The following is a 24,922-nucleotide window of genomic DNA, read 5'->3' on the forward strand; positions in this document are numbered from 1 at the left end:
TGCACGTGCCGACCCCGTGTCAGGGCACCGGTCCCTGGCTCTAGCCTGGAGATATGCGCAACTATCTGGCGGGACTCGCGGACGTCTGCTCCGTGCTCGTCTTCGTGGCGATCGGGCGGGCCTCGCATGAGGAGGCCGCGAGCCTGACGGGGTTCGCCACGACCGCCTGGCCGTTCCTCGTCGGGGCCGGGGTCGGCTGGGGCCTGACCCGGGCCTGGCGGCGGGCCGACGCGCTGGTGCCGACCGGAGTCGGCGTGTGGGTGTCCGCCGTCGCCGTCGGCATGGTGCTGCGGGCCGTCTCGGGGCAGGGGACGGCGCTCGCGTTCGTCATCGTGGCGACCCTGTTCCTCGGGGCCGCGCTGCTCGGGTGGCGGCTCGCCGCGCGGGTCGTGGCAGGGCGCCGGACGTCCGCCTCCGCCGGGTGACGCGCTTGTCGGGGACCTCCAAATGACCGCCCGGTCTCTTTGGGTGGTCGCACCGGTTGACGGAGGCGCCCCGTCCTGGTGAAGTTACCCGCGAGTCACGTGGGTGGCGGATCAGGGTGAAGGGAACACGATGGCATCTGCGCTGCGCGAATGGCTGGACCGGCCGAACACCGGACGTGGCGTGCACCTCGCGGCCGACGACGGCGGCTGGGAGTACCGCGACTACGGCCGGCTGGCGTCCGCCGCGCGGCGCACCGCCGGGGCGCTGATCGAGGAGGGCGTCCGGCCGGGCGACGTCGTCTGCCTCGTCCTCCCCACGGACTTCACCTGCATCGAGACCTACTTCGGGGTGTGGGCGGCGGGGGCCACCGTCTGCCTGATCACGCCGCCGCTCTTCCAGGACGGGGACGACTACGTCGCCCACGTCGCGGCCATCCTGCGGCAGGCGTCGCCGGCGCTCGTGATCGCGTCCAAGGACCTGGCCGAGTACGCCGGGCGCGCCATGGAGCAGGCCGGGATGAGCGGCGAGCCGTGGCAGCCCCGGCAGGGCGTCGAGGCCGACGTCCAGCCCGCGGGGGAGCTGGCGCTGCTGCAGTTCACCTCCGGGTCCAGCGGCGCCCCGCGCGGCGTCATGGTCACCTGGGAGAACCTGGAGGCCAACAGCGACCTCATCGCGCGGATGGCGGGTTACGAGGACGGCGACATCGTCGCGTCGTGGCTGCCGCTCTACCACGACATGGGGCTCATCGGGACGTTCATCACGCCCATCGCGCGGCAGGGGACGCTGCGGCTGATGCGGCCCGACCACTTCATCCGCGACCCCGCACGGTGGATCCGCTGCTTCGCGGAGGCGCAGCACACGGCCGCGCCGCCGTTCGCCTACGCGTACTGCGCGCGGCGGGTCAAGCCCGAGCAGCTGGAAGGGCTCGACCTGTCGGGATGGAAGATGGCGCTGATCGGGGCCGAGCCGATCGACCCGCACGCGCTGGAGATCTTCGCCCAGCTCGTGGAGCCGTACGGGTTCTCGCGGTCGATGTTCAAGCCCGCGTACGGGATGGCCGAGACGACGCTGCTGGTCACCATGGACAACGCGCCGCGCGACCCGCTCGCCGTCCGGCCCGACCCGGAGGCGCTGACGTTCGGGGAGCCCGTGCGGATCCTCGACCAGCACCGGCTCGGAGCCCAGTCGCTCGGTGCCAAGGCCGGGTGGGTCGTCGGGTGCGGGACGCCTGAGAGCGATGTGTCGGTCGTGATCGTCGATGATTCCGGGCGCCCTTTGGAGGACGGGCTTCTCGGGGAGATCGTCGTGGGGGGCGCCTCGGCCTGCCCGGGGTACTTCGCGGGGGCCGAGGCCAAGTCGACGCGGTTCATGGACGGGAAGGTCTACACCGGGGACGCCGGGTTCTTCCACGAGGGGCAGCTGTTCGTCCTCGGGCGGATGGGCGACAGCATCAAGGTGCGCGGCCGGTCGGTGTACGTCGAGGACCTCGAATCCAAGATCGCCGAGGTGAGCGGGCTCGGGAAGGGCCGCATCGTGGTGGTCGGCGTGCCGGGCGCCGGGCGGAAGGGGCTCGCGCTGTTCGCCGAGACGCAGGGCGAGGAGTGGGTCCCGTCCGTGCGGGAGACGCTGCGCCGCCGGGTCGGCGACGACGTCGAGCTGACGATCGTGGTGGGGACCGGGCTGATCCAGCGCACCTCCAGCGGCAAGCCCCGGCGGCGGTACATGTGGGAGCGGCTGCAGGGCGGGCAGATGGACGGCGCACGGGTCGTCCGCTGATTGCTAAAGCCGGTGATAACACGACAACATGGCGGTGACGCTGTGAGAGGTCGACGATGCCGGCTGTTGCCAGAACGCTGTTCCGCCTGGGCGCCCGCCTGGGCTCCACCGCCCAGAACGCTCTCGAGGTCGCCCGCTTCGGCGGGTTCGACACCGATGAGGACGCCTCTCCGTGCGAGGTGGTGACCGAGCAGCGGGTGTACCGGCTGCGGCACTACTTCCCGGAGGCGGCGGACGGGCCCGCGGTACTGCTCGTCCCGCCGCTGATGATTACCGCGGAGGTGTACGACATCTCCTCGCGGGTCAGCGCCGTGCGCGTGCTGCACGACCTCGGCGTCGACCCGTGGGTGGTCGACTTCGGCGCGCCCGAGCGGGAGCCCGGCGGGCTGGAGCGGACCGTCAGCGACCACGTGCTGGCGGTCAGCGACGCCGTCGACCGGATCCGCGAGGCGACCGGGCGGGACGTGCACCTCGCCGGGTACTCGCAGGGCGGCATGTTCGTCTACCAGGCCGCCGCCTACCGGCGCAGCGACGGCATCGAGTCCGTCGTGACGTTCGGCAGCCCGTCCGACACCAGCCAGGGGCTTCCCTTCGGACTGCCGAGCCGGCTCGCGTCCGAGGGCGTCGAGCGGATTCCCGACTGGGTCCTCGGCGGGTTCGCGGTGCCGGGGTGGGTGACGCGGCTCGGGTTCCAGGTCCTGAGCCCGGTCAAGTCGGTGCGGTCGCGCGTCGACTTCATCCTGCAACTGCACGACCGGGAGCGGCTCGCGCCCAGGGAGCGCCAGCGGCGGTTCCTGGAGCGGGACGGGTGGGTGTCGTGGCCGGGGCCCGCGCTCGCCGAGTTCCTCCGCCAGTTCATCCAGCACAACCGGATGCTCACCGGCGGGTTCGTCGTCGGCGACCGGCTGGTGACGCTCGCCGACATCACCTGCCCCGTGCTGACGTTCGTCGGGGAGGTCGACGAGATCGCCTCGCCGCCGATGGTGCGCGGCATCCGCCGGGCCGCGCCGCGCGCGCAGGTGTACGAGGCGTCGCTGCGCGCCGGGCACTTCGGGCTCGTCGTCGGCAGCCTCGCGATCGCGCGGACGTGGCCCGCGGTCGCGTCGTGGGCGCTGTGGCGGGAGGGCAAGGACGAGCTTCCGGAGATCGTCGCGCCGGTCGCGGGGGACGAGGAGGCCGAACCCGCCGGCCTGCCCGGCGGCTCCGCCGGCTACGGGCTCCAGCTGGCGGTGGGCATCGGGACCAGCGCCGCGCGGTCGGCGCTCCGGACGGCCTCGCAGGTCGTCCACGGCACCCGGCAGCTCAGCGGGGAGGCCGCGCAGAACCTGCCCCGGCTCGCGCGGCTGGAGCGCATCCAGTCCGACACGCGCATGTCGATGGGGCTGCTGCTGGACGAGCAGGCCCGGGACCGGCCCGGCGAGGTCTTCTTCCTGTACCAGGGGCGCGCGCACACCCATGACGCGGCCAAGCGGCGCGTCGACGCGGTGGTGCGCGGGCTGATCCACATCGGGGTGCGGCGCGGCGAGGCCGTGGGCGTGCTGATGGAGACGCGGCCGACCGCGCTGGCGCTCGTCGCGGCGCTGAGCCGGCTCGGCGCCGTCGCGGTGCTGCTGCGCCCGGACGGCGACCCGGCCGCGGAGGCGCGGCTCGGCCGGGTGGCGCGCGTCATCGCCGACCCGGAGCACGCGGCGATGGCCGCGCGGCTGGAGGACGTCCAGGGCTACCTGCTCGGCGGCGTCGGGCGCGGCGACCGCGGGGCGCTGATCGACATGGAGACCATCGACCCCGCGAAGGTGGAGCTGCCGGGGTGGTACCGGGCGAACCCGGGGCGGGCCGGGGACCTCGCGTTCGTGGTGTTCCGGGGCGACGGGGAGCAACTGCGGGCCAGCCGCATCACGAACCGGCGGTGGGCCCTGTCGGCGTTCGGGACGGCCTCGTCGGCCGCGCTGTCGTCGTCCGACACCGTGTACAGCATCACTCCGCTGCAGCATCCGTCCGCTTTGCTGATGAGCTTGGGCGGTGCGGTGGCCGGGGGCGCGCGGCTTGCCCTGGCCAGTTCCTTCGATCCGGAGACCTTCTGGGACGAGGCGCGCCGTTACGGGGTGACCGTCGCGTCCTACACGTGGACCATGCTGCGCGAGTTGGTGAACGCGCCGCCGAACCCGGCGGAGCGGCACCACGCCGTCCGGCTGTTCATCGGGTCCGGGATGCCGCGCGGGCTGTGGCGCCGGGTCGAGGACCGGTTCGCGCCCGCGCGCGTCCTGGAGTTCTACGCCTCGACGGAGGGCGAGGCGGTGCTGGTCAACATGAGCGGCAAGAAGCCCGGCTCGCTCGGCCGGCCGCTGCCGGGCAGCGCGCGGGTCCGGCTCGCGCGGTACGACCTGGAGAAGGGGCGGCTCGCCGAGGGGCCGGACGGGTTCGCGGTCAAGAGCGAGCCCGGCGAGATCGGCATGCTGCTCGCCCGGGTCCGGCTGTCGGCGATCGGCGCCGCGGCCCGCCCGGTGCGGGGCGTGTTCTGGCCCGAGGACGCGTGGACGATCACCGGCGACCTGTTCCGCCGGGACGCCGACGGCGACTACTGGCTCGTCGGGCGGGAGACCGAGCTGATCCGCACCGTCGACGGCATCGTCCCGCCCGGCCCCATCCGCGACGCGCTCGGCGACCTGCCGTACGTCGACAGCGTCGCGGTCTACGGCATCCCCGTGGGAGGCACGGAGCTGGCCGCGGCGGCGGTGAGCCTGCGGGGCGGCGGTGAGCTGAAGGCGATCGATCTGTCGGAGGCGCTGCTGCGGGTCGAGCCGGGGCTGCGGCCCGCGCTGGTGCGGGTCGTGGACGAGGTGCCCGTCACGGCGGGACGGCGGCTGCGGACGGCGCCGCTGCGGGACGAGGGCGTTCCCGCCGCCGGCGACGGCCGCGCCTACTACCGGGACAAGGCGGGCGCGTACCGGCCGCTGACGGACGCGGCGCGGCGGCGGCTGCTCCGGGCACCGTCGGCCCGGGAGGCGCGCTGACGGCCCGCGAGGCGCGCTGACGGCCCGCGAGGCGCGCTGACGGCCCGCGAGGCGCGCCGGCGCGCAAGTCACGGGTGATAAGTCTGGACTTACGGGCGTCCGCTACGTTAGAACAAAGCAACAGAATCCGGTCTTTTGTTGCACGCGTCCCGGAGGGTCCATGACGAGCGTCCTCGCGCCGCCGCCGCAGGGCAGCGGCCTGAAACCGGTCCCGGGCGTGCCCGGCGTCCCCTACATCGGCAGCACGCTCGCCGTGATGCGCGACCCGATCGGGATGGCCCGCAAGCGCTACGACCAGTACGGGCCCGTCGCGTGGGGCTGGCTGCTCGGGCAGCGCACCTGCACTGTCCAGGGGCCCGAGGCCGCCGAGGTCGTCCTGGTCAACCGGGACAAGGCGTTCGCGAGCGGGCCCGCGTGGAGCTACTACATCGGGCCGTTCTTCAAACGCGGCATCATGCTCCTCGACTTCGAGGAGCACCTGCACCACCGCCGCATCATGCAGCAGGCGTTCACGCCCGCCCGGCTGCGCGCCTACATGGACGCGATGGCGCCCGGCATCGTCAAGGGCGTCGAGGCGTGGGAGCCCGGACCCGGCTTCAAGGTGTACGACCACATCAAGAAGCTCACGCTCGACCTCGCCGTGGACGTGTTCATGGGCGTCGACCTGGACGACGCCGAGCGCGCGCGGGTCAACGGCGCGTTCATCGACGCCGTCCGCGCGGGGACGGCCTACGTCCGGTTCCCCGTCCCCGGGCTGCGCTGGCACCGCGGGCTGCAGGCCCGCAAGGTGCTGGAGGAGTTCTTCTACCGGCACCTGCCCGCCAAGCGCCGCGACGGCGGCGACGACCTGTTCGCCGCGCTGTGCCAGGCCGAGACCGACGACGGGCAGCGGTTCACCGACGAGGACGTCGTCAACCACATGATCTTCGCGCTGATGGCGGCGCACGACACCACCACCATCACGCTGACGACGATGTCCTACTACCTGGCCAAGTTCCCCGAATGGCAGGAGCGGCTGCGCGAGGAGTCGCTCGGCCTCGGCAAGGCGCAGCCGGCCTACGCCGACCTGGACGCCCTCACCGGCATCGACATGGTGATGAAGGAGTCGCTGCGGCTGCTGCCGCCCGTCCCGGCGCTGCCCCGCAAGGTCGTCAAGGACACCTCGATCCTCGGCTACCACGTCCCCGCCGGGACGATGGTCGTGGTGCCGATGCTCAGCAACCACCACATGCCGCAGTGGTGGCCGGACCCGGAGCGGTTCGACCCCGAGCGCTTCGCGCCGGAGCGGCGCGAGGACAAGGCCCACAAGTACGCCTGGGCCCCGTTCGGCGGCGGCGCGCACAAGTGCATCGGGCTGTACTTCGCCGGGATGCAGGTCAAGACGATCCTGCACCAGGTCCTCCAGCGCTACCGCTGGAGCGTCCCCGCGCGGTACGAATGGCCCCTGGACACCACGTCCCTCCCTTCGCCGAAGGACGGGCTACCCGTCCGGCTCGACCGCTTGGAGCAAGCATGAGCAAGGTCATCGCCATCACCGGGGCCGCGCGGGGGATCGGGCTCGCCACCGCCCGCGCCCTCAAGGCCAAGGGCGCCACCGTCGTCATCGGCGACATCGACGAGTCCGCCGTCCAGGAGGCCGCCGCGTCGCTCGGCGTCACCGGCCTCACCGTGGACGTCACGTCCCGCGCGTCGTTCACCGCGTTCCTGGACGCGGCGGAGGAGGCCGCGGGGACCCTCGACGTCCTCATCAACAACGCCGGGATCATGCCGATCGGGCCGGTCGCCGACGAGAGCGACGCCGACGCCCGCCGCTGCATCGACATCAACGTCCACGGCGTGATGCTCGGCACCAAGCTCGCCCTCGGCCGGATGCTGCCGCGCGGGTCCGGGCACATCATCAACATCGCCTCGCTCGCCGGCGTGATGTTCACCCCCGGCCTCGCCCTCTACAACGCCAGCAAGGCCGCCGTCGTCGGCTTCACCGAGGCGACCCGGCTGGAGGTGCGGGACCGGGGCGTGCACGTCAGCGCCGTCCTGCCGACGTTCACCAACACCGAACTGGTCGCCGGGACGCGCAGCCCGAAGGGGCAGCGCAACTGCGAGCCGGAGGACATCGCCGCGGCCGTCGTCGAGCTGATCGGCAGGCCACGCCCGCAGGTGGCGGTGCCGAAGAAGCTCGGCACGCAGGTCCGGCTCGGCGCGCTGTTCCCCGAGCGGCTCCGCCAGGCGACCTCCCGCCGGCTCGGCCTCGACAAGATCTTCCTTGAGTACGATCCCGACGCCCGCAAGGAGTACGACGCGCGCATCCGGTCGAACTCCTGATCCTCTTCTCGCTCAGGCCCGTCGTGTCTTCCGTGCCTTCCGGAAGGCGCGGCGGGCCTGCGGGAGGTAGCGGACGGACTCGGGCAGCAGCGGCCACAGCCGGTTACCGGCGCGGACGGCCGCCGCGAAGCGGCGGTGGCGGCGCTCGTCGGCGGCGCTCCACGGCAGGTCGAGCAGTTCGCGCATGCGGGGGTGCAGGCCGCCGACCGTGATGAACCGGGCGACGGAGTTCAGCGGCGGCGACACCGCGCGCCACAGCGGCGCGGGCACCCGCTTCGGGCGCGGCAGGCCCTTGGTGACGTAGCCGACGCCGTACCGGGCGGTCTTGTGCGGGACGATCTCCTCGTCCAGCATCCGCTTCCAGTACGCCTGGAACGCCTCCCAGTCCGCCGGCATGGCCCGGTCGCTGACCCCGTACATCCGGAACCAGGTCTTCGACTCCTCGTAGACGCGGCGCTTCTCGGCGTCGGTGAGGGGGCGGATGAACGTCTCGATCCCGTACAGCATGTTGTCGAGGAAGGTCGCGTGCGCCCAGTAGTAGGTCTCGGGGTCCAGGGCGTGGTAGCGGGCGCCGTCCGGCATCGTGCCCTTGATGTCGCGGTGGTAGTCGCGGACCTTGCGGCCCGTCTCGGCGGACCGCTCCGCGCCGTACACGGTGTCCAGGATCGGCCCGGCGGACCGTTTGACCCGAGCGAACGTCTCCTTGAAGAACACCGAGTGGTCGAGGACGCCCTGGCCCAGCGCAGGGAGCATGTTCTGCAGGACGGCCGCCCGGGGCCCGACGAGGGCCATCCGGGTGTCGCCGAAGTAGCGCCAGGTCAGCGAGCCCGGTCCGAGCGGGGCCGGGGGCTGCGTCTCGGCCTGGTCCGTCATGTGCACCGCCGCGCGTGGGAGACAGAAGTACAGAACGACGATTATTGTATCTGTGTAGCATCCGGCGGGCACGGGCCGGGTGCCCGATCCGGCTAGGGTGCGGCTATGACGACGGACGCGACGACCTCGGACGCGCTGCTCGCGCGGCTGGCCGAGCCCGACACCGGGGCCGACGACCTCGACACCCGCATCCTGGACGCCGCGCTCGCGGAGTTCGAGACCTACGGGCTGCGCAGGGTCAGCGTGGAGGACGTCGCCAAGCGGGCCGGGGTCGCGCGCACCACCATCTACCGGCGCTTCAGCAACAAGGAGCAACTGCTTCAGGCGGTGATCTTGCGCGAGTGCCACCGGTTCCTCACCGCGATCGCCGAGGCCACCGAGGACCTCGCGTCCGCCGAGGAGGCCGTGGTGGAGGGGTTCGTGGTCGGGCTGCGCAGCGCCCGCACCCATCCGCTGACGAGGCGGGTCCTGGAGAGCGAGCCGGAGGCGTTCCTGCCGCAGCTCAGCATGAACGGCGGCGCGGTCATGCTCGCCGCCCGCGACATCCTCGCCGACCGGCTGCGCCGCGCCCGCCCCGGCGACGGGCAGGACCACGACACCGTCGCCGAGGTGCTGCTGCGGCTCGCGGTGTCGCTGCTGCTCGTGCCGGGCGGCGGGCTGCGGCTGGACGACGAGGACGCCACCCGCGCGTTCGCCCGCGACTACCTCACCCGGATGCTCCGCCCCGCGCCCCGGAACGGGTGACGAGGGGGCGTTCCGCCGCCGCCGCCCGTCCCGTACGCTCTGGTTGTCGAATTGCGTTCTAGAACCGGAGGCGCGGCATGGAGGCGGTCGTCCAGACGTCCCACGGGAAGGTGCGCGGCAGGACGCGCGACGGCGTCACCGCCTTCCTCGGCATCCCCTACGCCGCGCCCCCGTTCGGGCCGAACCGCTTCCGGGAGCCGCGCCCGCCGGAGCCGTGGGACGGCGTCCGCGACGCCTTCGAGTACGGGCCGACCGCGCCCAAGCCCGGCTACCCCAAGCCGTACGACGCGCTGCTGCCCGACCCCGACATCCCAGGGGAGGACTGCCTCAACCTGAACGTCTGGACGCCGTACTTCGGGGGGTACAGGGGGTCGACCCCCCTGAATGACACGACGCCCGAGCCGGGGGGCTCCCGGCTGCCCGTCATGGTGTGGATCCACGGCGGCGCGTTCCGCAACGGGTCCGGCGCCGTGTCCGTCTACAACGGGCGCAACTTCGCCCGCGACGGCGTCGTCTGCGTGACCGTCAACTACCGGCTCGGCGTCGAGGGCTTCGCGAACCTGCCGGGCGCCCCGCTCAACCGGGGGCTGCTCGACCAGATCGCCGCGCTGGAGTGGGTCCGCGACAACATCGCGGCCTTCGGCGGCGACCCGGGCAACGTCACCGTGTTCGGCGAGTCGGCGGGCGGGATGAGCGTCACCACGCTGCTGTCCCTCGACCTCGGGCTGTTCCGGCGCGCGATCGCGCAGAGCGGCGCCGGCAGCATCGCGCAGGACCCGGACGACGCCCTGCTCGTCACGAAGGAGATGGCCGCCCGGCTCGGCATCGAGCCGACCGCGGAGGCGTTCGCCGCGCTCGACCCGGCCGCGATCCTGCCCGCGCAGTCGTCCGTCGCCGCCGAGGTGTCGATGGTGCCCGACCCCGGCCGGTGGGGCGCCACCACGGCGGCGGGCGGCATGTCCCTCACCCCGGTGCTGGACGGCGCGCTGCTCGCCCGGCGGCCCGAGGACGCCATCGCCGCCGGCGCCGGCCGCGACGTCGACCTCCTCATCGGCTACACCTCCGAGGAGTTCCGCTTCTTCCTGATGCCGACCGGCCTCGCGGACCAGCTCACCGACGACGTCGTGGGCCTCGTCACCGCCGGGATGGGCGTCCCGGCCGGGCTGCCCGGCGCCTACCGGGACCGGTACCCGGAGATGACCGCCGGTGAGCTGATGGCGACGATCATCACCGACCACCTGTTCCGGATCCCGGCCAACCGCGCCGCCGCCGGGCACGCCGCCTCCGGCGGCCGCACCTGGATGTACGAGTTCGCGTGGCGGTCGCCGAACCACGGCCTCGGCGCCTGCCACGCCCTCGAACTGGGCTTCGTGTTCGACAACCTGACCGCCGAGGCGGAGGGGCTCGCCGGGCCGAACCCGCCGCAGGCCCTCGCCGACCGGATGCACCGCCACTGGGTGGACTTCGCGGCCACCGGCGACCCCGGCTGGGAGCGCTTCGACCCGTCCGCGCGGCCGGTGCGGACGTTCGACGGGCCCGGCGACGCGACCGCCGCCGACCCGCGCGGCGACGTCCGCAAGCTCTGGGACTAGAGCCGCTCGACCACGTGCTCGGCGATGGCGAGGGAGGACGTCGCCGCCGGGGACGGGGCGTTGCGGACCGTCACGACCGGGCCGACGCGCCCGATGCGGAAGTCGTCGACGAGCGAGCCGTCGGGGTCCACCGCCTGCGCGCGGACCCCGGCGGGCGCCGCGACGACGTCGGCCGCCGCGAGCGCCGGGACGAACCCGCGCGCCTCGGCGACGAACGCCCGCTTCACCGCCGACCCGTACAGCTCCTTCGCGCCCGTCCGCCAGTGCCGCCGCGCCAGGTGCCGGAAGCCGGGCCAGCGGACCGTCTCCCACACGTCGGCGGGCCGGACGTCCCGCCGCCGGTAGCCCTCCCTGGCCAGGGCCAGGACGGCGTTGGGGCCGATGTCCACGCCGCCGTCCACGCGGCGCGTGAAGTGCACGCCGAGGAACGGGTAGCGGGGGTCGGGCACCGGGTAGATCAGGCCGCGGACCAGGTCCGTCCGGGACGGGACGAGCCGGTAGTACTCGCCCCGGAACGGGATGATCGCCGGGGCGGGCGCGTCGCCGGCCAGGCGCGCCACCCGGTCCGACTGGAGCCCCGCGCACACGACGAGGCGGTCGAAGACCAGCTCCTCGTGCGGGGACGCGACCGTGACGCGGTCGCCGGCCCGGCCGAGCCGGACGACCTCGAAGCCGAGCCTGATCTCGCCGCCGGCCGCCGCGACGTCCGCGGCGAACGCGCGGGCGACCGCCGGGAAGTCGGCGATCGCCGTGGTGGGGGAGTGCAGCGCGGCGACCCCGGCGGCGTGCGGCTCGATCTCCCGCAGCCCGCCGCCCGTCAGGCGCCGCAGCCCCGGAACGCCGTTGGCCGTCGCGCGCCGCTCGATCTCGTCGAGCGCGGCCACCTCGGACGCGTCCCGCGCCACGACGACCTTGCCGCACTCCTCGTAGGGCAGGTTCCGGTCGGTGCAGTACTCCTTGAGCAGCCCGATGCCGCGCCTGCACAGCGTCGCCTTGAGCGAGCCGGGCGCGTAGTACAGGCCCGCGTGGGCGACGCCGCTGTTGTGGCCCGTCTGGTGGGCCGCGACGCGGTCCTCCTTGTCGAGGACCGTCACCTGGACGCCGGGGCGCGTCTCGGCCAGCCGGCGTGCGATCGCCAGCCCGAGGATCCCCGCGCCGACGACGCCGACCCGTGTTTCCGCCACCCCCGCACCCTAACGGGCGCCGGGCGTCAGCTCCCGAGCCGCTTGCGGCCCTGCGCCCGGACCCGCTTGCGCTGCGACGGGTCGAGCATCATGTAGCCGACGACGGGGAGCGCCACCACGCCCAGCACGATGAGGAGGGCGATGAGCGGGCCGAGAATCTTGAGGGCGATGAGTGAGACCACCACACCGCCGATGACGTAGACAACCTTCGTTCCCATACCTGCACCTCCGGGCTCCTACCGAGAAAACGACCGTGCCATGACGGTTGTTCCACGATATGTCGCGAGTTGGCGGATGGCCATGATGATCTGCCCCGGAGTGGGTATGCCCAGCTCGCGCGGGTCGGATGCGCACGTCGGACGCACGCGTCAGATGCGCAGGGAGAGCTGGCCGCCGCCCAGGGCGCGCAGGACGTCGGCGTGCAGCCTGCCGTTCGTGCAGACCACGCTCCCGCCGTCCGGGCCGGGGACGCCGGTCAGGTCGGTGAACATGCCGCCCGCCTCCTCCACGATCACCTGGAGGGCGGCGAGGTCCCACAGCGACACCTCGGGCTCGGTGGAGATGTCGACCGCGCCCTCGGCGACCATCATGTGCGACCAGAAGTCGCCGAACGCCCGCGTCCGCCACACCGACCGGGTCAGGTCGAGGAACTGGGTGAGGCGGCCCTGCTCCTCCCAGCCGCTCAGGCTGGAGAACGACAGCGACGCGTCGCCGAGATCGCCCACCGACGAGACGTTCATCCGGCTGGCGCGGGTGAGGCTGCGGCCCGTCCAGGCGCCGCCGCCCCGGGCCGCCCACCAGCGCCGGTTCAGCGCGGGCGCCGACACCACGCCGACCACGATCTCGTCGTTCTCCATCAGCGCGATCAGCGTCGCCCACACCGGCACGCCGCGCACGAAGTTCTTCGTCGCGTCGATCGGGTCGATGATCCAGCAGCGGTTCCCGTAGCCGGTCTTGCCGTACTCCTCGCCGATGACCGCGTCCCGCGGGCGGGCCCGCTTCAGCGTGCCGCGGATCTGCTCCTCCACGCTGCGGTCGGCGTCGCTGACCGGCGTCAGGTCCGGCTTGGTCTCGATGTCGAGATCGAGGGCGCGGAAACGCCTGGTCGTGATGTCGTCGGCCCCGTCCGCCAGCACGTGCGCGAGACGCAGGTCATCGGAATAGCCCGCCACGGCGTGCAACGCTACCCTGATCGCCCGCGCCCGGACACACCCGTCCGTGCCGTTCCGGCTTTTCGGGCGCCCGGACGTGGCGCGCCGGGCCGCGATCGCCGGTTTCGGGGGGCGGGTGGTGGCAGCATGGGGGCCATGGCGCACGACCTTCCCGCATGGGTGGCCGAGCTGACCGACCCGCGCCGGGCGGAAACGCTCGACGAGCTCGCCGACCGCCTCGTCCCCCTCGCCGAGCACGCGATCGACGTCTCCCGCCGGTTGCAGGCGCAGCTCAACGAGCTCAACGACCCGTTCAAACGCGAGGCCCTGTACGGGCGCGTGGACCGGCTGAAGGCCCGGGTGGGCGAGGCCCTCGACGAGATCACGGCGGAGATCGCCGCGTCCGGGGCCGAGCGCATCGAGCGGGTCTGGGCGGACTGGGCCGGCCGGGCCGCGCCCGGCGACCGCGGCGCGCGGGAACGCGAGCTGCGCCGGCTGCTCGACCGCGACATCGTGCCCGTCCTGACCCGCCAGCAGGAGGACGTGGCCGCACGCGTCGCCGAACGCACCTCCAAGGCGCTGGAGGCGGCGACGCAGACGCTGCTCACGCGCGTGGAGGAGCTGGCCAAGGCGGTCACCGACCTGATCCACGACGTGCTGCCGCTGGCCCGCGAGGGCCTGGAGCTGGCCAGCCGCATCTCGGCGCTGTCGGGCCACGCCCGCAAGGCCGGGCGCGGGCCGGTCCCCGACGAGCTGAAGAGCGCGGGCGCCGAGACGACGCGGGCGTTCGACGAGGCCGTCGCGCGGCTGGAGCTGGAGTGGTCCGCGCTCGGCGCCCGGTCGGCGACCGTGCGGGCGGCGCTGCGCGGCGCGGAGGAGAGCGCGTTCAGCCACGTCACCGAGGAGATGACCCGCTGCGTGGAGGAACTGGCGCCCCAGCACGTCAAGGCGCTGAACGAGGCCGAGGACAAGGCCCGCACCCTGTTCGAGGAGTCGCGCGGCTGAACGGCTCCGCTAGGACTTCATGGTCAGGCTCTTCAGGAACGTCTCGTAGTACGTGACGCTCTCGTCCCAGTGCGCCTTGTCGGTCGCCAACAGGACCTGGTAGAAGACGTCATTGGACTCGAACACCAGCACCCGTGCGCTGGCCGGCGTGCCGTTCTCGGTGAAGCTGAACCACATCTCGGCCGCCGGACCGAACCTGTAAGAGGCGACGCTGTCGAAGCGCTGATAGCTGAAGTCCGGGTAGCCGGCCGGGTCGTTCTTCATCTGGTCGATGGCGGCCTTGAGACCGTCCCCGGGGCTCTGGAAGGACGAGCCGAGCCGCTGGAACGCCAGCCCGCGCACGGCGCCCTTCGTATGGTCGGTGAACGTCACGTCGTCGCCCTCGGCCTCCGCCTTCCAGCCCTCGGGGACGGCGGCGGTGAACGACGACCCCTTGTAGAGGCGGTAGCCCGCCGGCGCCGAGGCCGGCGTGCCCGTGCTCGACGACGATGTGCCCGGCCGCCCGGTCTCGTTCTTGTCGCCGCTTGTGTTGGTGAACACGACGATCGCGACGACGGCGACGGCCATCGCGGCGGCGAAGACGACCGCGGGCACGACCAGCGGCCACGGGACGCGCCGCGCCGGCCGCGGGGGCGGCGCCACCACCGTCGGGCCCGTCACCGGCGGATCCACCGTCAGGTTGTGCGGCGGGGCGGGCGCGAACCCGGGGCCGGGGCCCGGCCCTCCCTGTACGATCTGGCGGAGCAGCCGTCCGGCCTCCTCGGCGCCCATCCGCTCGTCCGGGTCCTTGCGCAGGAGCCCGTGAAGGACGGGCGTCAGTGGGCCGGCGAGGCGCAGCGGGTCCGGGTCGTCCGACAGGACGGCGGCCATCACGCCCCACACGTCCGGCCGCCCGAACGGCGGGCGCCCCTCCACGGCGGCGTAGAGCGTCCCGCCCAGCGACCACAGGTCGGACGCCGGGGTCGCCTTCTGGTGCCGGGCCTGCTCGGGCGCCAGGTACGCGGGCGAACCGACGATCGCGCCCGCCTGGGTGAGGGTCTCGTCGCCCGCCACGGTCGCGATCCCGAAGTCGGTGAGGACGGCCCGGCCGCCCGGCAGCAGCACGTTCCCCGGCTTGACGTCGCGGTGCACGACCCCGGCCGCGTGCGCGGCGCCGAGCGCGTCCAGCAGGTCGAGGCCGATCGCCGCGACCCGCGCGGGCGGCAGCGGCCCCTCCCGCCCGAGGACCCGGTCCAGCGACTCCGCCCGGACGAACTGCATGACGATCCAGGGGCGGCCGTCCTCCTCGACGACGTCGTGGACCGTCACGATGCCCGGGTGGTCGAGCCGCGCCGCCGACCGCGCCTCCCGGAACGTCCGCGCGTACAGCCGCTCGACCTGCGCCTCGTCCAGGCCCCGCGGCAGCGTCACCTCCTTGACCGCGACCTCGCGGTCCAGCGTCCGGTCGCGGGCCCGCCAGACGGCGCCCATCCCACCCCGGCCGAGCACCTCCACGAGCTCGTACCGCGCCGCGATCAACTGAGGCATGAAGGGACCTTACCGACGCGGGCGGCGGCCCGTCGCGGGCAATGAGCGGGCGAGGCGGGGGCCATGTGCGCGGGCTATTCGGCGTCCGACTCCCGGCTGGCGAGGAGGCGGCGGAGGGAGTCCAGCCGGGCCTGCGAGGCGTGCCCGTCGGCGACCCACCCGTCCAGGCCGCAGTCGTCCTGGAAGTGGTCGCAGTGCGGCGGGCAGCGCTCGGCGGCGCCCTCGGCCAGGTCGTCGAACGCGTTGATCACGTTCTCCGGGTCGATGTGCGCCAGCCCGAAGCTCCGCACGCCCGGGGTGTCGATGATCCAGCCGTCGCCGCCGGGCAGCTCCAGCGCGATCGCCGACGAGGAGGTGTGCCGGCCGCGCCCGGTCACCGCGTTGACATGGCTGACCGCGCGCTCGGCGTCCGGCACGAGCGCGTTCACCAGCGTCGACTTGCCGACGCCGGAGTGCCCGACGAGGACGCTGGTGCGGCCCGCCAGGTGCCCGCGCAGCTCGTCGAGGCCGCCGCCGCGCCGGGTCACCACGTACGGGACGCCGAGCGGCGCGTACTCGGCGACCAGCGCCTCCGCGCCGGCGAGGTCGGCCTTGGTCAGGCAGAGCAGCGGGTCCATCCCGGCGTCGTAGGCGGCGACGAGCTGCCGGTCGATCATGCGGGGGCGCGGCTCCGGGTCGGCCAGCGCGGTCACGATCGCGAGCTGGTCGGCGTTCGCGACGATGATCCGCTCGAACGGGTCGGTGTCGTCGGCGGTGCGGCGCAGCGACGAGGTGCGCGGCTCCACCCGGACGATCCGGGCGAGGGTGTCGGCGGCGCCGGACACGTCCCCGACCAGCGCCACCCGGTCGCCCACGACCACGCCCTTGCGGCCGAGTTCGCGGGCGCGCATCGCGGTCACGGCGCGCTCGTCATCGGTGCCGGGGTCCGCCAGGCAGCGGTAGCGGCCCCGGTCCACGGCCGTCACGAAGCCGGGGGAGGCGTCCTCGTGCGCGGGACGGCGGCGGGTGCGCGGCCGCGACCCGCGGCGCCCGGGCCGCACCCGGACGTCGTCCTCGTCGTAGTCGTGCGCTCGTCGAGCCAGTGTCCGCCCCTGCCGTCAGGCGGGCGCCTGCATGGACGCCCACAACCGGGTGAAGTTCGGAAGAGTCTTGCCCACGGTCTCCGGATTCTCCACTTCGATGCCGGGAACGGCCAGTCCGAGCACCGCCGCCGCCATCACCATCCGGTGGTCGTCGTAGGTGTGGAACACGCCGGCGTGCAGCGGGCGGGGCCGGATCTCCAGCCCGTCCGGCAGCTCGGACGCGTCGCCGCCCAGCCCGTTGATCTCGGCGACCAGCGCCGCCAGCCGGTCGGTCTCGTGCCCGCGCAGGTGCGCGATGCCGGTCAGCCGGGACGGCGACCCGGCCAGCGCGCACAGCGCCGCGAGCACCGGGGTCAGCTCGCCGACCTCGTGCAGGTCGGCGTCCAGGCCGCGGAACCCGCCGGCCGGGCCCTGGACGGTCAGGCCGTCCGGGCCGTGCGACACCTCGGCGCCCATCGCGGCGAGCAGGCCGCGCAGCGCGTCGCCCGGCTGCGCCGTCCGCGCGGGCCAGCCCGGCACGGTCACCCGCCCGCCGGTGACGAGCGCGGCGCCGAGGAACTGCGCCGCGTTCGACAGGTCGGGCTCGATCACCCAGTCCCGGCCCCGCAACGAACCCGGGGCCACCCGCCACACGTCCTCTTCGGTCTCGACCACCGCGCCCGCCTCGCGGAGCATCTCGACGGTCATCGCCAGGTGCGCGCCGGACGGCACCGGCGGGCCCTCGTGCCGGACCTCCACGCCCTTCTCGAAGCGCGGCGCGGCCAGCAGCAGCCCCGACACCAGCTGGGACGACCCGGACGCGTCGATCACGACCGCCCCGCCGTCCACCGACCCCGTCCCGCGCACGGTGAAGGGGAGCGCGCCCCGCCCGCCGTCGTCGATGCCGGCGCCGAGCGCCCGCAGCGCGGTGATGATCGGGCCCATCGGCCGTTCCCGGGCGCGCGGGTCGCCGTCCACGGACACCTCGCCGGCGGCGAGCGCCGCGACCGGCGGCAGGAACCGCATCACCGTCCCGGCCAGGCCCGTGTCGACGCTCGCCGGGCCGCGCAGCTCACCGGGGGCGATCAGCCAGTCGTCGCCGTCCGCCGCCACGCCGGTGCCGAGCGCGCGCAGCGCGGCGGCCATCAGGTCGGTGTCGCGGCTGCGCAGCGGCCGGACGATCCGGCCGGGCGCGGCGGCGAGCGCGGCCAGCACCAGCGCCCGGTTCGTCATCGACTTGGAACCGGGCAGCGGGACCACGGCGTCCACCGGGGCGTGCGCGACCGGGGCGGACCAATGCGGAGAGGGCATGCCCCCAGGCTATCGGGCCGCGGCAGGTCACAGCGGAATGGTGAGGAGCGTCCCGCCGCCGTCCAGTCTGACCACGAAGCTGCCGATCTGCTCCATGTCGAGGCCCGTCCCGCCCTGCATGACGAGCGGCTTGGGCTGGCCCGGCACGCCGTAGCCCTTGTCGGGGACGCGCCAGCCGGCGACGACGCTGCGCTCACCGTCCTTCGACACGGCCTCCAGGTGGCACCGCAGCGGTCCCTTGATGCCGCGCAGCTCCAGGCTGACCTGCGTGCCCCAGCCCTTGTCGACCAGCCCGACCGTCCCGGACGCGCCGGTGCCCGCGTCGGTCGCGTGGAACTGCCGGCCCGTGACGGGCTGCGCCACCGGCGGCCTCCGCGGCTCGCCCTCCTCGTTCAGCGCCGCGCCGATCGCGACGCCCGCGCCCAGCGCCACCGCCGCCGCGGCGGCGGCGACCACGTACGCGCCCCGGCGGAACCGCCGGTCGGCGCGCCGCCGGGCGCGCACCATGTCGAGGACGGCGGCCGGGGGTGTGGACGGCTCGTCCTCACCAGGCTCCGCCTCCTGCGCGCCCGGGACCGCGCCCGGCTCGGGCACCAGCGAGAAGAGGGCCCCGGCAGTCCCGGACAGCTCGCCCAGCTCGGCCTGGCAGCGGCCGCAGCCGGCCAGATGCGCCTCGAACGCCCGGCGGTCGCCGGCTTCGAGAAGGCCGAGCGCGTAGGCGCCGACATCGGTGTGCTCGATCTGGGAGCTCACGAGGTCACCCCCCTCTCCTCCAAGGCGACGCGCAGCGCGCGCAGCGCGTAGTAGACGCGGGACTTGACCGTCCCCACCGGGATGCCGAGGTGCTCGGCGGCCTGGTTCACCGTCCGGTCGCGCAGCACCGTCTCCGTCAGCGCCTGCCGGTGCGCGGGCGAGAGGGACTCCAGCGCCTCCGCCACGACGACCTTGCGCAGCAGGCCGTCCAGCTCGTCCGCCATCGGCACGTTCTCCAGGGGGCCGTCGCCGACCTCCGGCGGCCGGACCTCGCGCTGCCGCCGGTTGTCGATCACGATACGCCGGGAGACCGTGGCCAGCCACGGCATCAGCGACGAGGTCCGGTCGTCCAGCCGGTCCGCGCTGCGCCACGCCCTGATCATGGTCTCCTGCACCACGTCCTCCGCCCACTGGCGGTCACCGCCGGTCAGCCGGAGGACGAACGCGAGGAGGGGCCGATGGTACTCGCGGTAGAGCGCGGTGACCATGTCCTCGCCGGTGGCGGCGCCGTCGGGCGGGCGCGCCGGGGCGGGGCGGCGGAGCAGGCTCCGCAGCCCGCCGGGCCGGCGGCCGGTCGATCCGGGAAGTGCCATGGCCGGGGCGTCTCCGGGGTGCTCGTATGCGGGCGGTCGTCAAGCAGTACGGGACCGCGCCGCCCCCGGGTTCAACCGTCTTGAGGGTCTTTTAAGGCTCTCTTCGGGAAGTCAGCGCTTGACCGCCTCCAGGACCCTGCCCGCCTGCACCGCCGTGCCGGTCTTCACCGTCTTGCCGGCCTTCATCGCCTTCGCCGCCTGGGTGGCGGTGCCCGCCTTCATGCTCTTGCCCGCGGCCTTGCCCGCCTTCGCGGCCTTCCCCGCCCGGTGGGCCGCCGCCGCCCGGACGTCGGAGCCGCCGGAGGACCGGCCCCGCTTCGCCGCGCCCCGGGACGCGATGCCCTTGAGCGCGCCGGTCGCCTTGCCCGCCTTGAACGTGCCCGCGGCGCCGGCCTTCGTCAGCATGCCGCCCGCCTTGCCCCCGGCCCTGCCCGCCTTGCCGGCCTTGAGCATGCCGCCCGGCTTGAGCATGCCGCCGGGCTTCGCGCCCTGCTTCATCTTGGCGGCCTTCGCGCCCTGCCCGGCCGCCTTGCGCCCGGCCTCCGCGCGCGCGATCCGCACCTGGCGGGCGGCCTCCCGGCGGGCGTCCCGCAGCGTGGCGGCGGCCTCCCGGCGCATCGCCTTCGCCTCGGCGCCGCCCTTGATCTGCGTCTCGCGCATCGCGCGGCGCAGCTCCGCGGCGCGCGGCGGGCGGCGCGGCTCGGTCGCCGACATCAGCAGCGCGCCGAACAGCGCGGCGTTCTTCAGCAGGTGCGAGCGCTCGCTGGCGCGGCGCTCGGGGTCGTCCTCGGTCCAGTAGCGGTGCTCGGTCGCCAGCGCCGGGACCAGCTGCGCGGCGAGCAGCAGCGTCGTCAGCCGCCGGAACCGGCCGGTCAGCAGCAGCGCGCCCGTGCCGAGGCTGATCGCGCCCTCGATGCGGACGAGCGTCTCGGGGTCCTTGGGCATCCACTCGATCCGGTCGGCGACCGGCTTGACGGCCGGGCCGACCTGCTCGGCGCGCTCGCGCGGATCGCGGATGGCGTCCAGGCCGGTCATGATGTAGGGCGCCGCCACGAGCGGGCGGGCCATGGTCGTGAAGGGTCGCATGACCGGCTACATGCCCAGCGCGCCGCGCCTCAAGCGCGGCCGCGAGGGGACTCACGCGTGCCGTGGCGCCATGGCGGACCGGGTGTCGTCGGCTCGTGGTGTTATGGGACCCATGTGCGGACGCTATGCCACCACCCGCGCGCGTCAGGAGCTCCTGGACGAGTTCCAGGTGCAGGTCGACGCGGTCGACGGGGACATCCAGCCCGACTACAACGTCGCGCCGACGAAGCAGGTGCCGGCGGTGCTGAACCGGCGCCCGAAGGACGCCCCGGAGGAGGAGGCCGCCGTCCGCCAGCTGCGGACGGTGCGGTGGGGGCTCGTCCCGTCCTGGGCCAAGGACCTGTCGATCGGCTCCCGGATGATCAACGCGCGGTTCGAGACCGTGCACGAGAAGCCGTCCTACCGCCGGGCGTTCGCCCGCCGCCGGTGCCTGCTGCCCGCCGACGGCTACTTCGAGTGGTACACGATCCAGGACCAGGGCGACGCGCCCGACCCGGCGGAGGGCGAGAAGAAGGCCAAGAAGAAGCCGCAGAAGCAGCCCTACTTCATCCGGCCGAACGACGGCGAGGTCATGGCCATGGCCGGGTTGTACGAGCTGTGGAAGTCTCCCAAGGGCGGTTCCGGGGGGTCTGGGGGGTCGTCCTCCCAGATCGAGGAAGGCGAGTGGGTGTGGACGTGCACGGTCATCACCACCGACGCGCCCGACGACCTCGGCCGGATCCACGACCGGATGCCGATGATCGTCGAGCGGGACCGCTGGGACGCCTGGCTCGACCCGGAGCTCACCGACACCGAGCAGGTCCGCGGGCTGCTCGTGCCGGCGATGGCCGGGACAATGGACGCCTTCCCGGTGTCGAAAGCGGTCAACAGCGTGCGAAACAACGGGCCGGAACTCATAGAGCCGGTCATTTCTGGGGATAGCTCTGGTGATCAGGCCGACAGTTTGTTCTGACCACTTGTTCTGACCGCGCCGCCTGGCGGGGGGAGTGCGGCTCCAGTGCGAGGAGTGCGCTCGACCGTGGACACCGCCGCCGCCCGTTCCCGCCTTGAGGCCATGCTCGTGGATCTGGACCGTTCCATCGCCATTCTGCGCGGCGAGACGCCCGCGCGCGACAACTCCGCCGCGGACGCGGGGGCCGGCCTCACCGACCACGACCGGGTGGAGGCCGCGCTGGACTCCCTCGAACGCCACCGCGGCCGGGTGGCCGCCGCCCTGGAGCGGGTCGCCGCCGGCGCCTACGGCCGGTGCGTCGACTGCGGCGAGGCCGTCCCGGAGGGCCGCCTGGAGGCCCGCCCGGACGCCGCCCGCTGCATCACCTGCCAGGCCAGGCGCGACCGCAGGCGCTGACGGCCCCCCGCCCCCTCGCCCCGCCCCCTCGCCCCGCCCCTCGCGCCGCCGCCGGCTCCGGCTAACCGGCGCGGCGGGCGCTGGCCAGCAGGTGGATGCCGAGCGACTCGTCCGTCTGCCGGGCGTTCAGCTCGGTCCGCACCAGGCGGGCGAGCGCGCGGGGCGACTCGCCGAGGACGTGCTCGACCGTCGAGGGGGACAGCACGGTGCGCGGCCGGATCCACTCGACGTCGAGGCCCGCGTCCGCGAGCAGCTCGCGGAGCTGGTGGGACGAGAACGAGCGGGTGATCGTCCCGTCCGGCCAGGGGACGAGCACGACCTCGGCGCTCGGGACGTCCGACAGGTGCGCCCAGTAGTTGCGCTCCGCGAGCAGCGCCATCCCGAGGGTGAGCGAGTCGACGCAGAGCAGGACGCGGCCGCCGGGGCGCAGCACGCGGGCGATCTCGGCGACGGTGGCCTCGGTGGCGAGGTGCCGGGACAGCACGCGGTTCTCGGCGACCACCGCGTCCACCGAGGCGTCGGCGAGGTAGGGGAGTGTGCCGGAGTCGCCGACGACCGGGACCGGCCCCCGCGCCGGGCGCCCCGGTCTGTCCTGGTGCGTGCTCTCCTGCCGTGCGCTCTCCTGGTGTGCGGCGTCCTGGTGCGCGCCGTCCTGATGGGCACGGGCGGGCGGGCGGCCGGGGCGGTCGGGGTCGCGCACCTCCAGCACCTGGTGGCCGGCGCCGGCGGCGCGGCCCGCGCTGTGCCCCTGGCCGCCGGAGATGTCGAGCACGCGGGACGGCCGCCGCGGCAGCCACCGGGCGAGCTGGGCGTCCGCCACCGCCCGGTAGAACCTCCAGTAGCTGGCCAGGGAGTCCCCGGCCGCGGCTCCGGAGGTGTCGCGCAGGCTGGCGATGCTGGTCTCGGAAGGTCGCGCCGATGGCACGGAGTGCACCAAATGCTCCTGTTCTCGCCGTCTATGTCACTTCCTTCCCCGTCCGGCCCCGATCATCACCCTGAGTGACGCGGCACCGGGCGCGGCGGGGATCCGGCCGGGGCCTCACCCCGGGAATCGGCGGGGCCGTTCCGGTGTTGCACCGTCTCACACGAGCAATACGGAGGTGCGAGCCGATGACCACAGCCGTCGCCGACCAGCAGCGGGAAGCCGGCACCGCGGCGACCCGCGGCGACGCGCGGCCACCCGTCCGCGTCGGCCGGCCGCGCGGACCGATATCGTCTGTGGGACACGACGCCGCAGGCCGAGCCAGGGCCGAGGGCGCCACAGCCGAGGGGGTGGGACAGGTACCGGGCACCACGGAGACCGTGGAGCAGCGCCAGGAGCGGTTCCAGCGCGACGTGCTCCCGTTCTTGGATCAGTTGTACTCGGCCGCGCTGCGCATGACGCGCAACCCGGCCGACGCCGAGGACCTCGTCCAGGAGACGTTCGCCAAGGCGTTCGCGTCCTTCCACCAGTTCAAGGAGGGCACGAACCTCAAGGCCTGGCTCTACCGGATCCTGACCAACACGTTCATCAACTCCTACCGCAAGAAGCAGCGCCAGCCGCAGCAGGCCGCCACCGAGGACATCGAGGACTGGCAGATCGCGCGCGCCGAGTCGCACACCTCCAGCGGGCTCAAGTCCGCGGAGGCCGAGGCCCTGGAGCACCTGCCCGACTCGGACGTGAAGCGGGCCCTGCAGGACCTGCCGGAGGAGTTCCGGATCGCCGTCTACCTCGCCGACGTCGAGGGCTTCGCCTACAAGGAGATCGCCGAGATCATGGGCACGCCCATCGGCACGGTGATGTCCCGGCTGCACCGCGGCCGGCGGCAGCTGCGCGGCATGCTGGAGGACTACGCTGAGGAGCGCGGCCTGACGCGCGCCACCAGGGGGTCATCATGAGCTGTGGGAACCACCACGAGACGCCCTGCGACGAGGTGCTCGCGCGGGTCTACACCTACCTGGACGGCGAGCTCGACCAGGGCGGCTGCGGCGAGGTGCGCGAGCACCTCGACGAGTGCGGGCCGTGCCTGCGCGAGTACGGGCTCGAAGAGGCCGTCAAGAAACTGGTGAACAAGTCGTGCGGGTGCGAGCAGGCGCCCACCGACCTGCGGGCCAAGGTGCTCGGCCGCATCGAGGAGATCTGCGGCGAGATCAAGGCGTCCGGCGGCGCCGACAGGTCCGAGAGCGTCTGACCGCCGCGCCCGTCCGCAACCGGCCGGGCGCGGCACGGGCGCTTCGGTATCGTGCTGGGTTGTGCTCACACTCGTCACCGGCGCGGCCGGGTTCATCGGGTCCCATCTCGTCGACCGGCTCCTCGCCGACGGCCATGAGGTCATCGGGGTGGACGACCTGTCGTCCGGCACCAACATCCGGCCCGGCGTCGAGCTGTGGGAGATGGACGTCGCCGACCCCGCGCTGGCCGAGAAGGTCGCGGTCCGCCGCCCCGAGGTGATCTGCCACCTGGCCGCGCAGGTCAGCGTGCGCCTGAGCGTGTCCGACCCGCTGGGCGACGCCCGCACGAACGTGGTGGGCACCGCCAACGTGCTGGAGGCCGCGCGCGCCGCCGGCGGGCGCAAGGTCGTGGTCACCTCCAGCTGCGCGGTCTACGGGGTGCCGGACGCGCTGCCCGTCCCGGCGGACGCCGAACTGCGGCCCGCGTCGCCGTACGCGGCCTCGAAGGTCGCCGGCGAGGTGTACGCCGGGATGTACAGGCAGCTCCACGGCATCGACTTCACGACGCTGACGCTGGCGAACGTCTACGGGCCGCGGCAGACGCCCGAGGGCGAGGCGGGCGTCGTCTCGATCTTCACCGACGCGCTGCTGGCCGGCCGTCCGACCAAGGTCTACGGCGACGGCACGCAGACCCGCGACTACGTCTACGTCCTGGACGTGGTGGACGCGTTCGCCCGCGCCGCCGGGGAGGCGGGCGGCGGGGGCCGCTTCAACGTGGGCACCGGGCTCCAGACGACCGACCGGGACCTGCACACGCTGGTCGCCGAGGCGGCGGGCGCCCCGGACGACCCGGAGTTCGCCCCGCCCCGGCTCGGCGACCTGCCCGCGATGTCCGTCGACCCGGCGGCGACCCGCGAGGCGCTCGGCTGGGAGCCGCGGACCCGTCTCGCCGAGGGGATCGCCGAAACCGTCGCCTGGGCACGCGAGCGAAGCACCGCCCGCGGCTGA

The 24,922-nt window shown here is 73.9% G+C and carries 24 protein-coding genes; 13 read left to right on the plus strand and 11 right to left on the minus strand.

What is annotated here, in order from left to right; translation table 11 throughout:
* Positions 1 to 53: 53 nt before the first annotated feature.
* From HUT06_RS10550 to HUT06_RS10570, 5 genes are all read left to right on the plus strand, one after another.
* A complete protein-coding gene (locus HUT06_RS10550; RefSeq protein ID WP_176195553.1) occupies positions 54 to 425 on the plus strand; it encodes a DUF3054 domain-containing protein in 372 nt (123 codons plus the stop codon).
* A gap of 130 nt (positions 426 to 555) precedes the next feature.
* The gene (locus tag HUT06_RS10555) at positions 556 to 2,202 is read left to right on the plus strand and encodes an AMP-binding protein (protein ID WP_176195554.1); all 1,647 of its coding nucleotides are present in this window, start codon (positions 556 to 558) and stop codon (positions 2,200 to 2,202) included.
* 56 nt (positions 2,203 to 2,258) lie between these two features.
* Positions 2,259 to 5,213: an AMP-binding protein gene (locus tag HUT06_RS10560; protein ID WP_176195555.1), complete on the plus strand. Its 2,955-nt coding sequence runs from the start codon at positions 2,259 to 2,261 to the stop codon at positions 5,211 to 5,213.
* 160 nt (positions 5,214 to 5,373) lie between these two features.
* On the plus strand, positions 5,374 to 6,729 hold the full coding sequence (locus tag HUT06_RS10565) for a cytochrome P450 (RefSeq protein ID WP_176195556.1): 1,356 nt from the start codon (positions 5,374 to 5,376) through the stop codon (positions 6,727 to 6,729).
* Entirely contained in the window at positions 6,726 to 7,535 is an 810-nt protein-coding gene (locus tag HUT06_RS10570) for an SDR family oxidoreductase (protein ID WP_176195557.1), read from the plus strand. The genes HUT06_RS10565 and HUT06_RS10570 overlap by 4 nt, the downstream gene beginning before the upstream one ends.
* A 12-nt stretch (positions 7,536 to 7,547) precedes the next feature.
* Here HUT06_RS10570 and HUT06_RS10575 read toward each other — a convergent pair whose 3' ends face one another.
* Positions 7,548 to 8,408 carry an oxygenase MpaB family protein gene (locus HUT06_RS10575; protein WP_176195558.1) on the minus strand — a complete coding sequence of 287 codons (861 nt, stop codon included), beginning with the start codon at positions 8,406 to 8,408 and terminating at the stop codon, positions 7,548 to 7,550.
* A gap of 105 nt (positions 8,409 to 8,513) precedes the next feature.
* On the opposite strand from HUT06_RS10575, the gene HUT06_RS10580 reads away from it, so the two are divergent.
* Together HUT06_RS10580 and HUT06_RS10585 are read left to right on the plus strand one after the other, a co-directional pair.
* A complete protein-coding gene (locus tag HUT06_RS10580; protein WP_176195559.1) occupies positions 8,514 to 9,152 on the plus strand; it encodes a TetR/AcrR family transcriptional regulator in 639 nt (212 codons plus the stop codon).
* A gap of 77 nt (positions 9,153 to 9,229) precedes the next feature.
* Entirely contained in the window at positions 9,230 to 10,744 is a 1,515-nt protein-coding gene (locus HUT06_RS10585) for a carboxylesterase/lipase family protein (protein WP_176195560.1), read from the plus strand.
* Here the strand turns inward: HUT06_RS10585 and lhgO are convergent.
* The 3 genes from lhgO to hisN form a co-directional block, all read right to left on the minus strand.
* Positions 10,741 to 11,928, minus strand: a complete 1,188-nt coding sequence (gene lhgO / locus HUT06_RS10590; protein ID WP_176195561.1) for an L-2-hydroxyglutarate oxidase — start codon at positions 11,926 to 11,928, stop codon at positions 10,741 to 10,743. The two genes, HUT06_RS10585 and lhgO, sit on opposite strands and share 4 nt — an antisense overlap.
* Positions 11,929 to 11,954: 26 nt before the next feature.
* The gene (locus HUT06_RS10595) at positions 11,955 to 12,146 is read right to left on the minus strand and encodes a hypothetical protein (protein ID WP_176195562.1); all 192 of its coding nucleotides are present in this window, start codon (positions 12,144 to 12,146) and stop codon (positions 11,955 to 11,957) included.
* 150 nt (positions 12,147 to 12,296) lie between these two features.
* Entirely contained in the window at positions 12,297 to 13,100 is an 804-nt protein-coding gene (gene hisN, locus HUT06_RS10600; RefSeq protein WP_176195563.1) for a histidinol-phosphatase, read from the minus strand.
* Positions 13,101 to 13,235: 135 nt separating this feature from the next.
* Here hisN and HUT06_RS10605 point away from each other — a divergent pair, with 135 nt between their 5' ends.
* Positions 13,236 to 14,084: a hypothetical protein gene (locus HUT06_RS10605; protein ID WP_176195564.1), complete on the plus strand. Its 849-nt coding sequence runs from the start codon at positions 13,236 to 13,238 to the stop codon at positions 14,082 to 14,084.
* A 9-nt stretch (positions 14,085 to 14,093) separates the two neighbouring features.
* On the opposite strand, the gene HUT06_RS10610 is transcribed toward HUT06_RS10605, so the two are convergent.
* The 6 genes from HUT06_RS10610 to HUT06_RS10635 form a co-directional block, all read right to left on the minus strand.
* The gene (locus HUT06_RS10610; protein ID WP_176195565.1) at positions 14,094 to 15,611 is read right to left on the minus strand and encodes a serine/threonine-protein kinase; all 1,518 of its coding nucleotides are present in this window, start codon (positions 15,609 to 15,611) and stop codon (positions 14,094 to 14,096) included.
* A gap of 74 nt (positions 15,612 to 15,685) precedes the next feature.
* Positions 15,686 to 16,651: a ribosome small subunit-dependent GTPase A gene (gene rsgA / locus HUT06_RS10615; protein ID WP_217711272.1), complete on the minus strand. Its 966-nt coding sequence runs from the start codon at positions 16,649 to 16,651 to the stop codon at positions 15,686 to 15,688.
* A gap of 57 nt (positions 16,652 to 16,708) precedes the next feature.
* On the minus strand, positions 16,709 to 17,983 hold the full coding sequence (aroA, locus tag HUT06_RS10620) for a 3-phosphoshikimate 1-carboxyvinyltransferase (protein ID WP_176195566.1): 1,275 nt from the start codon (positions 17,981 to 17,983) through the stop codon (positions 16,709 to 16,711).
* Between the two features lie 27 nt (positions 17,984 to 18,010).
* Entirely contained in the window at positions 18,011 to 18,736 is a 726-nt protein-coding gene (locus tag HUT06_RS10625) for an anti-sigma factor (protein WP_176195567.1), read from the minus strand.
* Positions 18,733 to 19,224, minus strand: coding sequence for a sigma-70 family RNA polymerase sigma factor (locus HUT06_RS10630; protein ID WP_254715741.1), 492 nt, complete (start codon positions 19,222 to 19,224; stop codon positions 18,733 to 18,735). The genes HUT06_RS10625 and HUT06_RS10630 overlap by 4 nt, the downstream gene beginning before the upstream one ends.
* A 216-nt stretch (positions 19,225 to 19,440) precedes the next feature.
* Positions 19,441 to 20,415, minus strand: a complete 975-nt coding sequence (locus tag HUT06_RS10635) for a DoxX family membrane protein (RefSeq protein WP_176195569.1) — start codon at positions 20,413 to 20,415, stop codon at positions 19,441 to 19,443.
* A gap of 112 nt (positions 20,416 to 20,527) precedes the next feature.
* Here HUT06_RS10635 and HUT06_RS10640 point away from each other — a divergent pair, with 112 nt between their 5' ends.
* Together HUT06_RS10640 and HUT06_RS10645 are read left to right on the plus strand one after the other, a co-directional pair.
* Positions 20,528 to 21,367: an SOS response-associated peptidase gene (locus HUT06_RS10640; RefSeq protein ID WP_176195570.1), complete on the plus strand. Its 840-nt coding sequence runs from the start codon at positions 20,528 to 20,530 to the stop codon at positions 21,365 to 21,367.
* Positions 21,368 to 21,421: 54 nt separating this feature from the next.
* Complete coding sequence (locus HUT06_RS10645) at positions 21,422 to 21,763, plus strand: TraR/DksA C4-type zinc finger protein (RefSeq protein WP_254715100.1); 342 nt, start codon at positions 21,422 to 21,424, stop codon at positions 21,761 to 21,763.
* Positions 21,764 to 21,824: 61 nt separating this feature from the next.
* Here the strand turns inward: HUT06_RS10645 and HUT06_RS10650 are convergent, their stop codons facing one another.
* Positions 21,825 to 22,697: a class I SAM-dependent methyltransferase gene (locus HUT06_RS10650; protein ID WP_254715101.1), complete on the minus strand. Its 873-nt coding sequence runs from the start codon at positions 22,695 to 22,697 to the stop codon at positions 21,825 to 21,827.
* Positions 22,698 to 23,035: 338 nt separating this feature from the next.
* Here HUT06_RS10650 and HUT06_RS10655 point away from each other — a divergent pair, with 338 nt between their 5' ends.
* The 3 genes from HUT06_RS10655 to HUT06_RS10665 all read left to right on the plus strand — a co-directional run bounded on the left by HUT06_RS10655 (position 23,036) and on the right by HUT06_RS10665 (position 24,922).
* Entirely contained in the window at positions 23,036 to 23,641 is a 606-nt protein-coding gene (locus HUT06_RS10655; RefSeq protein ID WP_138638246.1) for a sigma-70 family RNA polymerase sigma factor, read from the plus strand.
* Entirely contained in the window at positions 23,638 to 23,934 is a 297-nt protein-coding gene (gene rsrA / locus HUT06_RS10660) for a mycothiol system anti-sigma-R factor (RefSeq protein ID WP_176195571.1), read from the plus strand. Before HUT06_RS10655 ends, rsrA begins: the two co-directional genes overlap by 4 nt.
* Before the next feature lie 61 nt (positions 23,935 to 23,995).
* A complete protein-coding gene (locus HUT06_RS10665; RefSeq protein WP_176195572.1) occupies positions 23,996 to 24,922 on the plus strand; it encodes an NAD-dependent epimerase/dehydratase family protein in 927 nt (308 codons plus the stop codon).

Source organism: Actinomadura sp. NAK00032 (genome assembly GCF_013364275.1).
Lineage (GTDB): Bacteria > Actinomycetota > Actinomycetes > Streptosporangiales > Streptosporangiaceae > Spirillospora.